This window comes from Chitinophaga pendula, assembly GCF_020386615.1.
Lineage (GTDB): Bacteria > Bacteroidota > Bacteroidia > Chitinophagales > Chitinophagaceae > Chitinophaga > Chitinophaga pendula.
Genome location: NZ_CP077769.1, coordinates 7,359,229 through 7,371,339, shown reverse-complemented (window position 1 = coordinate 7,371,339; position 12,111 = coordinate 7,359,229). Strand labels below are relative to the sequence as shown.

Here is a 12,111-nt window from a genome sequence, read left to right as displayed (position 1 = left end):
CATCATTATATGAAGCATATACTTATTGTCGGTTGTATCTGTGGTATTATGCTCTTCGCCTGTAAAAAGGATGAGAAGATCGGGCGTCCTGTGCCTATTGAACAGGATTATAAATTACCACAGGGTAGCGCTTCGAAAGAAGCGAATGATAAGATCCAGGAGTTTTATAACACCTACGGCTCTTATTTTCTGTATGTATATAAACAAAAGGATTTCGTGTGGGTGCCATCTACAGGCGGTTCTAACTCAAAAATAGATACCGCCGTTATGGGAAATCCTGTCTATGTTATGGACATGCTGAATTTCCTGAATGATGTATGGCTGAAATTCCTGCCAGAATCATTTAAGAAAGCTCAAGGTATACCTTACCGGGTGATATTGGCAGATACTATAAAACAATACCGGCCGGGATATCCACCAGGCAGGGAATACCTCTATTTTGACTATAAGATCATTGATAAGGCTATTGCCTTCTCCGGTATGAATCAGTCACTGCGTACGATGACAGCGGCAGATAAACTGAATAAGAAAAACATATTGACTGGAGTGATCTGGGGGTATTATGTTCAGAATAAGATCATAGAAATACCTGCCAGTTTTTACAAGGTCAGTAGCTATACGACGGCTCCGGCTTATCCGGTTAATGCGTTAAATCCTGCTAACGTCGAGGCATACCGGCAAAGAGGTTTTTTACCCGCCAGTTATTTACCCAATGGGACGCCTTCTGAATGGTATTATGGCCCCTACTACTGGAATACAGCTCAGTCAAGTGATCTTAGTGCTTATATCTTAAACATCACCACCTGTACAGATGCGCAGTTGATACCTTATCTGAAATACCCACTGATCAAAGAGAAGTATGACCTTTTGGTTGACTTTTTCAAGGTAAAGTATGGCATAGACGTTCGTGCTATCGCCAATGCGACCTATTGATCCTAACAACCCTTTTTGGCCCGGGGGTATAGGCCTCCGGTGCTGAGAAGCGGTGAAACGCTCATTTCCCGGCACCTTAATCCTGACATCATTCGTATAGGCGAGGCCTATACCAGCTATTTTATTTATTAAACAATCTGTAATGAATGGAAAACACCATTGTAAAAGTTGAAAACTTATCTCACCGTTATGCCTCTCAGTGGGCGGTCAGAGATATAAATTTTGAGATCGACAGTCAGGGCGTTGTAGGGCTCCTGGGATCCAACGGAGCAGGCAAGTCTACTACTATGAACATTATCTGCGGGGTACTAAGACAAACCAAAGGAGAAGTGTTTATCAATGGGGTCAATCTAAAAGACGATCCGGTAGCAGCCAAGCGTAATATCGGGTTTATGCCGCAAAAGTTACCATTATATCTGGATTTGACGGTAGAAGAATACCTTACCTACTGTGCAGACCTCCGCATGGTAGAAAAAACGCTGATAAAGAAATTCGTGCAGGACGTAATGGAACGTTGTGGTGTGGCTCATTTCAGAGAGCGTTTACTTCGTAACTTATCTGGTGGATACCAGCAACGCGTAGGCATTGCCCAGGCCATTGTACATAATCCAAGATTTGTGGTACTGGATGAGCCGACCAATGGATTAGACCCCAATCAGATCGTAGAGGTGCGTAACCTGATCAAACAGATCGCGACCGACCGGGCGGTATTGCTATCTACACATATCCTATCTGAGGTACAAGCCACCTGCCGGGAGATCAAAATGATCGAAGAAGGACAGATGGTGTTTTCCGGTACACTGGAAATGTTTAATAATTATATAGAACCTAATACCCTGATTGTAACCCTCGACTCTCCTCCGCCACATGATGTATTGCTTAACCTGGACGGTATCAGGTCTATAGAACAGCTCACGCCATATCGCTTCCGTTTAGGTTATGACGGTGAAAAGAAAACGGCACAGCTTCTTGCAGCTACGAGTGTCGGCAATCAATGGGACCTGATGGAACTGGTTATTGAAAAAAGCTCCCTGGATGCCGTATTCGCCAGGTTATCTAAAAAAAACAATAAGTAAATCTGATAATAAGACATTAAATGAGACGAATATATAAGATCGCCAAGGCAGAACTATTCACCTTGTTTTATTCGCCGATAGCCTGGATGATACTGGTGGTATTTGCTTTCCAGACAGGAATGGTGTTTACAGGACTGCTGCATGAAGTATTACGTGCACAAAATATTGGTTTTGGGAATGCTTTCATCACTGCAAATTTGTTTTCCGGCAACCTCGGCTTGTTCAAAGCGGTACAGAACTATCTGTATCTATACATGCCATTGTTGACGATGGGACTGATGAGCCGCGAATTAAGCAGTGGCTCTATCAAATTGTTGTACTCTTCTCCCGTCACCTCAGGCCAGATCATCAGGGGTAAGTTTCTCGCTATGATGATCTATAGCTTTTTGCTACTGACCATTATTCTGATCTATATAGTGATCGGGATGATCTACATAGATCATTTTGATCTACCGTCAGTATTATCGGGGTTATTGGCTATCTACCTTCTGATGTGTGCTTATTCAGCAATCGGCTTGTTTATGTCTTCGCTGACATCTTACCAGGTGGTAGCAGCGCTCGGTACATTAGTACTACTTGCTGCACTTAGCTATATGAATAAAGTATGGCAAGACATCAGCTTTGTTCGTGATATTACCTACTGGCTGTCTATTTCCGGGCGCTGTAATGAAATGATCAGTGGCCTGATCTGCAGTGAAGACGTATTGTACTTTATTATTGTTGTAGGGATGTTCCTTACACTAAGCATCCAGAAACTTCAGGCAGGTCGTACCCATCAGTCTTTCGGAGCTGTGTGGGGTAAATACAGTTTCGTCGTACTGGCGGCTATGATGTTAGGCTATGCTACCTCCCGGCCAATATTAATGGCATATTATGATACTACAGCCACCAAACGCAACACACTTACGCCCAACAGCCAGGCCATAATGGCTAAACTAACGGGTGACTTAACGATTACCACTTATGTTAACCTGCTGGATAGAGAATATTACAATGGTATCCCCAGCCAGGTGAATGAAGATAAGGAACGATTGAAACAATACATCCGCTTCAAACCTGAAACGAAGATCAGGTATGTATACTATTACGATGAGCCCAGCAACAACCCGAGATTGAATTTTGTTTACAAGGGCAAATCCCTTGCGGAAATGGCACAAAAGGAATCGGAGCTTCGGGATCTTGATTTTGATCTGTTTCTTTCCCCACAGGAGATCAAAAAACAGGTCAATCTTAAAGATGAAGGCAACACATTCGTTCGCCTGGTAGAAAGGGGAAACGGACAAAAAGCCTGGTTGAGGATCTATGATGACATGGAAAAATTCCCAGGAGAAACTGAGGTATCTGCCATGTTCAAACGTATGGTTATGAAATTACCCAGGATCGGCTTTCTGGATGGGCAAGGCGAAAGGAAGATCGAAGGCGAGCGCATCAAGGACTATACGCTTTTCTCTTCTGTAAAAACCTTCCGATATGCGCTTACCAATCAGGGTTGTGATGTAGAATCGCTGGACTTATCCGGAGACAAACAGATCCCCAAGGGTGTAGATATTATTGTAATTGCCGACATGAAAGAAGCGATGGATACCATCGTCAGGAGAAAGATAGACGCCTATATCGCTGCGGGGGGTAATCTTTTCATCACACTGAAGCCAGGGTCTCCGGTGATGGAATCCTTTATCTCTCAATTTGGCTTAAAGACGATTCCGGGGCAACTGGTACAACCTAAGCAGGATGTACCGGCAAACGTGGTGATGTGTATTCCCACACCTGCTGCCAAAAACATTGCCGAGATCTATGAAGGTATGATACGACGTCATCAGTATGTTGGTATGGTCAAATCAGCGGGGCTGGTTATGGCAGCAGACAAGGGCTTTAAAGCCACACCTGTGCTACAGACTATTGACTCCATGAAAACATGGAATGAATTGCAGACCATCGATTTTGTCAATGATTCGGCGACTGTCGATTTCTCTTCCGGTGAGAAAGTGGACAGCTTTGTTACGGCGATGGCGCTTAGCCGGAAAGTAGGTAATAAAGAACAACGTATCATGGTACTCGGCGATGCGGACTGTATCAGTAATGGCGGTATGATTCCTCCTATCAGGCGTTACGGAGCGGCCAACTTCTCTGTTATTCCAGGCACTTTCCATTGGCTATCTTATGGTACTGTGCCGGTAGACGTAAGCAGGCCCAGGTCTTTAGATAACGAGACTACACTGACAAAAACGAGTTTAAAGGTAGTGAAGTTTAGTTTACTGTATCTGATACCTGGTTTATTACTGGTAGGGAGTACTATTCTGTTAATCCGAAGGAAAAGAAAATAACAAGGAGGTATGAGTTTAATGACTGATAAACAAACGCTGACGGACCTGAACATATTCGGGAAGGGAGGAGCAGACGGCATATATGCGATCTATAACCACACCTTCACCAGGGGAGGCGCTGAGCTATTGGAAACCCTATTCGCCCATCCCCTATCAGATGTCCGCATGATCAATGCGCGTAGCCGTATTATCCAATCTTTCGCGACGAAGCCGTTACCCTTTCCGTACGAGATAACCTGGTTTGATGCGGCAGAGCAGTACCTGGAAAATACCGATGAGCGCAGCCGCCTGAATGACCAACAAGATAATCTGAGCAGAAAACTCAATCAGCTCATTGCGGGAGATAATGCTTACAGGACCATTGAGAAAGGAGTAGAAAGCCTGCTTAATATATTACAAACTACCAAGCGATTTGCCACAGACATTAAGCAGCAGTTAGCAGACATTCCTGACAATCAGGAGCTGACCACGATTGATCAGCTCCTGAAAATGGAGGAGCTACAGGCATTGTTGCGGGAGCCTGTCAAACAAAAATTACCTTTTGCCAAAGTTGCGGAATATGATAAAATACTGCGCTTCCGGCAGAGGGATGCTATAAAACAATTGCTGCAGCAACTTTACCTGGCGGATGTTTATTTATCTGTTGCCAAGGTCGCTTTAAACCGCAGGTTCTCCTTTCCGCTGGCACTGGAGCGGGAGTTACAAACAGTTATACTGGAAGATTTTTATCATCCCGGGTTAACGTCGCCTATACCGAATCACCTGAATATTTCGTTTTCCAGCAATGTGATCTTCCTTACAGGTGCTAACATGGCGGGGAAGTCTACACTGATGAAAGCATTGGGCATTGCGATGTACCTGGGTCAAATGGGATTTCCGGTGCCGGCATCCAGGATGGAATTTTCTGTGAGGGACGGTATTTATACCACGATTAATCTGCCAGACAATCTAAGTAAAGGCACCAGTCATTTTTATGCAGAAGTGCTGCGGATCAAAAATATTGCGAAAGCGTTAAGTCGTGACAAATACCTGTTTGTGATTTTTGATGAATTATTCCGGGGCACCAATGTAAAAGACGCCTATGAGGCGACCATAGCGGTCACCAGTGCTATTGCACGCCGGAAGAACTGTATGTTCGTCGTCTCTACGCACATTATTGAAGCCGGAGACGTACTGAAAGAGCAATGTAAGAATATCAACTTTGTATACCTGCCCACACTAATGGAAGGTAATAAACCCGTTTATACGCATAAGCTGACCTCCGGTATTACAGCCGACAGGCACGGTATGATAATTATTAAAAACGAAGGTATACTTGATATATTGAGCAGGAAAAAACCAATAAAGAAGACAACATGAGCTTTATTGCCGACAAGCAAACACTGGACGATCTGTCCCTGTTAGGAAAATATAACCCTCATTCTGTTTTCAGTCTTTTTAATAAGGTAAAAACAAGGGGTGGGGAAAAGTTACTGGACGAGATGTTTCAGCATCCGCTGACCGATGCCGGTGAGATCAACAGCCGTAGTGATATATTCCGCTATTTCAGCGAAAATCCGGTAGACTTCCCTTTTGATGACATCATGTTAGATCAGATGGAAGCCTATGTGGATGAGGAGAAAAAGAGGAATTTGCTGCTCACCTTTTTTCAGACAAGCAGAAAAAAAACAGCTGCCTTATTATTGAGAGATGAGGCTTTTGACCGTCAGCTGGCGGGAATTGATAGCACCATACAAGTGTTAAATACTTGTAAGGGATTGCTGGCCTTGTTAGAAAAAGATGGGAAGGATAGAAATACCCCCTGGGAAAAATGGGCATCTCTGGTACGGCCTATCGTTTATGATAAACGACTACAAGCACTAATTGGGGAAAAACGATCCTTTCAGACGATTGTAATGCTGCATGACCTATTGGCAGGGGGATTCAGTTGCCAATTGAAGGCCTTGATCACACTTATCTATGAAATAGATCTTTATACGGCGGTAGCAGGAGTTGCCACGGAAAGAGGATTTTCGTATGCGCGGGCGCTTCCCAAGGCAGCCCATATGATATCTATGACCGGAGTACGACATCCTGGGCTCGACAATGCGGTACCGAATGATCTTTCTTTCAATGGGGAAAGTAATATCTTATTCCTTACCGGGGCTAACATGGCGGGTAAATCCACGCTGATGAAGTCGACCGGCATCGTAATCTACCTGGCGCATATGGGATTCCCGGTAGGAGTCAAAGCGCTTCAATTCTCGGTATTAGATGGTATCTATTCTTCTGTGAATGTACCCGACGACATCAATAAAGGGTATAGTCACTTCTATGCAGAAGTATTAAGAGTAAAAAAAGTAGCAGAGGAAGTAGCGGCAGGAAAATCACTTTTTATCATTTTTGATGAACTTTTTAAAGGAACGAATGTTAAAGATGCTTACGATGCTACTTTAGTGGTAACGGAAGCATTCACTGATTTTGCTGACTGCTTCTTTATTATCTCTACACATATTTTTGAGGCGGGCCATGCATTAAATAAAGGAGGGGGTCAGATACAGTTCCAATTTCTGCCAACCGTCATGAAGGGCAATGTTCCTCAATATACCTATCAACTGCAGACAGGTATTACTACTGACCGACAAGGGATGATCATCATTGAAAATGAGGGAATACTGGACATGCTTTAGTCTTTTTAACTCCACGTTCTACTATACTGCTTATTTATTACAACAATAAAGAAACTAACTATGCACTACCGTCATTGGGCTACAGCCGGCCTGCTATTTCTGTCAGCAGGGATCCAAGCTGCAAAAGCCCAGCAACAAAATCAGCTTATTCCTTTGGATACTGCCGTAAGAACGGGTAAGCTACCGAATGGTTTTACTTATTATATCCGCAAGAATACGGAACCTTCAAAAAGAGCGCTTTTCTACCTGGTGAACAAGGTAGGTTCAATCCTGGAAGATGACGACCAGCTGGGATTGGCTCATTTCATGGAGCATATGAATTTCAACGGTACGCATCACTTCCCCAAAAATGAGCTGATTGATTACCTGCAAAAGGTAGGGGTAAGGTTCGGCGCTGATCTGAATGCCTACACCTCCTATGATGAAACTGTCTATCAGCTACCCATTCCGACGGACAATCCTGCTCTGGTAAGCCGTGGCCTGGATATCATGCGGGATTGGGCACAGGGAGCCTTATTGGAGACGGATGACATCAATAAAGAAAGGGGCGTAATACTGGAGGAGAAGAGATTAAGAGAAGGAGTAGGCAAAAGATTACAGGACAAAACAATGCCTGTAGTAATGAATAACTCCCGGTATACTTATCGTTTGCCAATAGGTACTGACAGTATACTTATAAATTTTCCGGCTGAGACGATACGCCGTTTCTACCGTGACTGGTACCGACCCAACCTCCAGGCCCTTATTGTAGTAGGAGATATAGACGTTAACCAAGTTGAAAAACAAATACTCAAACAATTTGCTGACCTGAAAAATCCTTCCAAGGAGCGGCCAAGGCCCGATTATAAGATAGCATTGACCGGGAAGAATCAATTCCTGTTGCTCACTGATCCTGAGGTGACTACCACGGAGTTGGAAATACTGGTCAAACATCCAGGTACTGAGATGAAGACCACTACGGACTATCTGAATGCTATTAAACGAGGTCTGTTTAACCAATTGCTTTCCTATCGCCTCAGTGAATTAAGCCAGCAATCTAACCCTCCGTTCCTGGGTGTGAAAGCTGGTATTGGGAATCTGATCGGAGGCCTGGAGCAATTCACCTTCTCCGTTTCCGCTAAGCCTGGTAAATTGCAGGAGGCATTTGCGATAGCATGGTCACAGATCGAACAGGTGAAACGTTATGGTTTTACACAGGCAGAACTCGAGCGGGCTAAAACAGCTCATATGAAGGGCCTGGATAATGCCCACCGGGAAGTTAGCAAAACACCTTCCAGCAGTTATGTTTCAGAATACCAGCAGTTATTCCTTCATGAATCTGCCTCACCGGGATTTGAGTGGGAATACAACTTTACAAAAGAGGTACTACCAGGTATTACAGCAGAGGATATTAAAACCTTCGCTAATCAGTACATCTGTGAAACCAACCGGGATATTTTCGTTGTTGCCCCGGAAAAGGAAAAAACCACACTTCCGGATGCCGGGACCATAGAAACATGGCTGGCGAAAGTTAAATCGGCACCTCTGGATCGGTATAAAGATACGACAGCCAATGATGTTTTATTGAAGCAGTTACCTGAGGGAGGTAAGATCGTTTCCCGTAAGCATATTCCTGCAATTGGTGTCCAAGCACTTACCCTCAGTAACGGTGTGAAGGTATGGTTAAAACCTACTACTTATAAAAATGATCAGATACAGTTTGTTTCATTTGCTCCGGGGGGTATCAATAAGTATTCTAATGAAGACTATCCTACTGCGTCTAATACAATAGGGATTATCGGGGGGAGTGGGCTTGCTGGCTTTTCTCCAGTGCAATTATCGAAGCTATTGAATGGGAAAGCTGCTGCGGTGGGCGCTTACATTGGCGGGCGTAGTCAGGGTATCAATGGCGGATGTAGCAGCGATGACCTGGAAACGGCCTTACAATTGATCTACCTCCGTTATACAGCTCCACGTAAAGATACTGTGTTGTTTGAAAATGCGGTTGCCCGTTCCCGCGAGCAGATCAGGAACAAATATGATGACCCGGGAAATGTGTTCCGGGATACTGTTAACAATGTCTTGAGCAATTATCACTACCGTCTCAGTCCTATAACCCAGGAAAGGCTGGATAGCGTGTACCTGGAAAAAGCATTTGATATCTATAAGGACCGGTTTGCGGATGCAGCAGATGCAAACTTTGTGTTTGTCGGCAACTTTCATACTGATAGTATTGCACCATTACTGGAACGTTATCTAGGGGCATTGCCGGCACTCAATCGCCACGAAAAACCTGTCATTATACATACCACTGTACCTAAAGGTAAGTTGATCAAAACTGTTGAAAAAGGACAGGATAATAAAGCAACGGTATTACTGGTCTACAATGGCGACTGTAGGTATAGTGAAGAAGAAGGGCTACAACTGGAAGCACTATCCGAGATACTGCAATACCGGTTATTAACAAGTCTGAGGGAGAAGGCTGGTGAAGTATATACCCCCTCCGTCCAGGGAGGTATGACCCGTGAACCGGATCAGCGTTTTTCTGTTAACGTTTCATTCGGCTGTGCCCCCGAACATGTGGAGCACCTGGTCGGGCTGGTACAAGAGGACATAGCGGATCTGCAGAAAAGTGGAGCTACCCAGGATGAATTACAGAAGTATAAAGCGGGATTGCGCCAACAATTTGACCTGCAGGTCGAGAGCAACGAATTCTGGCTACAATATATTGCAGGTAAGGTAGAACGAAAAGAGGCGTTGAAGCCTTTGCCGGATATTGAAAAGCGTTTAAGTAAGCTGACGGGTAACGCCATCAGTATTGCTGCTAAAAAATACCTGAGCGGAGAAAACTGCATACGATTTGTAGCACTGCCAGAGAAGAAATAAAACATTCATAAAAAAGCCCACCTGCCTGTATGGGCAGGTGGGCAAAGCGAAGGCCTGCACGCAGACCTCTACTGTAGGAATATCTTTCTTACCGCCTGGTTATCACTATCCAGTACATAAATACTACCATCTTTCCCTACTGCTATATCTTTTATTTCTTTAAACATTGCATTGGACAGCGTACCATCTGCATAGCCATTCGTAAATCTGGCCAACGTTGATACGGTAGCTGTATTGCTATCTACGATACGGATGGCCATGTTACCTGCATCGGCGACCAGCAGTTCCTTCGACTTATTCAATACGATACTCTTGATTGTATTGAATTGGGCATTCTGACCTACCCCATCCGTCATTCCTGCATTCGGCTGGCCGACAAAACTTCTTGCAAATCCGACGACTGGCAGTCTAATCAATCCGTTATTGGATTCATTGAACTGATCGGAATAATACAAATTACCATCGGCATCTAAAGCGGGGCGAGCCATCGGCCACGAGGGTCCAGACAATTTCAGGTAGCTGCCGTTGATGTCTACCTTATTTATTCCTCCGCTAAACGTTTCTACATTTGAATAAAGTATGCCTGTAGCGCTTATGGTCATTTGTCCCGGTGGGAAGCCGCTGACGTATGATATTTTTTGCCCGCTAGGCGTTATTTTCCATATCTGGCTGGTGCCCAGATCGCCTATGTAAATATTATCATTTCTGTCAATGGCAATACCTGTAGGATTTGCCAATACTACATCTGCACCATTTATCTGTAATGTATTTATAGTGCCATTTGGTGCGATCACTTTCACACGCTTGGCCCCTTTGTCAGTAACATAGATATTTCCGCGGCTATCAATTGCTAGCGCGAAAAGATTATTACTCAGCTCACTGCTGCCAGGCCCACCGGCCAAAGTGATCACGCCTGCCCGTCTGAAATGTATGGGACCTATTGCCTCTGCCCCATGTACTACCACTTTTATCGCACCGGTACTCAATGTTGCTGGTGCGGTTACTTCCAAGGTTGTAGTCGTTGCTGCGGTTACAGTAGCCGGTATGCCATTGAAATAGACCAGATTTTCTGCCGGTACGGCGCTGAATCCGACACCGGTAATAGTTACTGTGGTACCTTCGAGGCCATTATCAGGCGTGAAAGCAAGTATTCCTAGTGTCTGGTCTTTGAATTGTGGTCCTTCTGTGATCTGGTCGTTCACGGCTATTTTTACCAGTCCTGAGCCGGTGCCGCCCGGAAGTTTTAATGTCAATTTTGTTTTCGTAGCTGACTGCACAGGTACTTCCACGTTATTGATAAAGACTTTGTTTTCATCTAAGATAGTGCTGAAAATATCACCGCTGATGGTCATCAGGGTTCCCTGCGGTCCGCTCAATGGGGATACTACAGTAATTACTGGTTTCCCTACTACCGTGAATTCAGGTCCCTGTATTTTCTGCCCGTTGATACTAACGATTAGTGCTCCCGTAGCTACATTTGCGGGGGCCAATACTACCAGCTCGGCGTCCGTTGCGGCAACAACTGTCGCTGTTTTACCATTGATATCCACTACATTATTAGTAGCTACTGTTTCAAAGCCAATTCCTTTGATTGTGATCCGGGTGTTGGGTCCACCAGTTAAGGGTTTAATACTGGTGATCTGTTGGAATCTGAAGTCCTGCCCTCTTACTTCCATGTCGTTCACTTTTACCATCACAGCACCAGAGCTGGCATCACCTGGTACTTCGGCTACTATCAACGTATCCGTCGCGCTTACGATCAGTGCACTTTTGCTGTTGATCGTTACGGCTGCCGGTCCTTTAGTGCTGCTAAATCCGGTACCGATAATGCGGATCTGTGAACCGATGGTACCATTGTTGGGGAATATGCGGGTGATCGATAGTGCCTGATAGGTATATTGACCTATTTCATATTTCTTATCATGCACTGTAAGGGCAAGGGCACCTGTCTCCCCCTTTGCCGGCATTCTCAGAACGACCGACTTATCTGTAGCGCTTATTACTTCTGCCTCTACGTTACCTACCAAGGCTTTATATTGCCGGATATCTGGCACAAGGGCTTCTCCTTCAATGGTCACCAAGGTCCCTGCCTGACCACTATTCGGATAGTATGTTTTTATCTGCACAGGTACTTGCAGCTCTTTATCATTCTTTTTACACCCGCTAGTGGTCAATACAATCATTGATACCATCAAGATGTTGAATGATAGTAGCCATTTATTATATGCTTTCATATGTGTATTA

General features: G+C 44.6%; 7 protein-coding genes. 6 read left to right on the top strand and 1 reads right to left on the bottom strand.

Features of this window, described 5'->3' with window-relative positions; translation table 11 throughout:
* The first annotated feature begins 9 nt into the window (after positions 1-9).
* The 6 genes from KTO58_RS27840 (at position 10) to KTO58_RS27815 (ending at position 9,867) form a co-directional block, all read left to right on the top strand.
* A complete protein-coding gene (locus KTO58_RS27840; RefSeq protein ID WP_157752701.1) occupies positions 10-933 on the top strand; it encodes a hypothetical protein in 924 nt (307 codons plus the stop codon).
* Positions 934-1,079: 146 nt separating this feature from the next.
* Positions 1,080-2,009, top strand: a complete 930-nt coding sequence (locus KTO58_RS27835; protein ID WP_095836272.1) for an ABC transporter ATP-binding protein — start codon at positions 1,080-1,082, stop codon at positions 2,007-2,009.
* A 20-nt stretch (positions 2,010-2,029) separates the two neighbouring features.
* Positions 2,030-4,333, top strand: coding sequence for a Gldg family protein (locus KTO58_RS27830; protein WP_095836273.1), 2,304 nt, complete (start codon positions 2,030-2,032; stop codon positions 4,331-4,333).
* A 9-nt stretch (positions 4,334-4,342) separates the two neighbouring features.
* Positions 4,343-5,692, top strand: coding sequence for a MutS-related protein (locus tag KTO58_RS27825; protein WP_095836274.1), 1,350 nt, complete (start codon positions 4,343-4,345; stop codon positions 5,690-5,692).
* Entirely contained in the window at positions 5,689-7,002 is a 1,314-nt protein-coding gene (locus KTO58_RS27820; protein WP_095836275.1) for a MutS-related protein, read from the top strand. Before KTO58_RS27825 ends, KTO58_RS27820 begins: the two co-directional genes overlap by 4 nt.
* A gap of 60 nt (positions 7,003-7,062) precedes the next feature.
* Positions 7,063-9,867: a M16 family metallopeptidase gene (locus KTO58_RS27815; protein WP_095836276.1), complete on the top strand. Its 2,805-nt coding sequence runs from the start codon at positions 7,063-7,065 to the stop codon at positions 9,865-9,867.
* A gap of 68 nt (positions 9,868-9,935) precedes the next feature.
* On the opposite strand, the gene KTO58_RS27810 is transcribed toward KTO58_RS27815, so the two are convergent.
* Complete coding sequence (locus tag KTO58_RS27810; RefSeq protein ID WP_095836277.1) at positions 9,936-12,101, bottom strand: IPT/TIG domain-containing protein; 2,166 nt, start codon at positions 12,099-12,101, stop codon at positions 9,936-9,938.
* Positions 12,102-12,111 lie beyond the last annotated feature (10 nt).

Bases quoted from the DNA above. Each gene is read 5' to 3' on its own strand.
- KTO58_RS27825 (WP_095836274.1), top strand. From the start codon at position 4,343: ATGAGTTTAATGACTGATAAACAAACGCTGACGGACCTGAACATATTC.
- KTO58_RS27830 (WP_095836273.1), top strand. From the start codon at position 2,030: ATGAGACGAATATATAAGATCGCCAAGGCAGAACTATTCACCTTGTTT.
- KTO58_RS27810 (WP_095836277.1), bottom strand. From the start codon at position 12,101: ATGAAAGCATATAATAAATGGCTACTATCATTCAACATCTTGATGGTA.
- KTO58_RS27835 (WP_095836272.1), top strand. From the start codon at position 1,080: ATGGAAAACACCATTGTAAAAGTTGAAAACTTATCTCACCGTTATGCC.
- KTO58_RS27840 (WP_157752701.1), top strand. From the start codon at position 10: ATGAAGCATATACTTATTGTCGGTTGTATCTGTGGTATTATGCTCTTC.
- KTO58_RS27815 (WP_095836276.1), top strand. From the start codon at position 7,063: ATGCACTACCGTCATTGGGCTACAGCCGGCCTGCTATTTCTGTCAGCA.
- KTO58_RS27820 (WP_095836275.1), top strand. From the start codon at position 5,689: ATGAGCTTTATTGCCGACAAGCAAACACTGGACGATCTGTCCCTGTTA.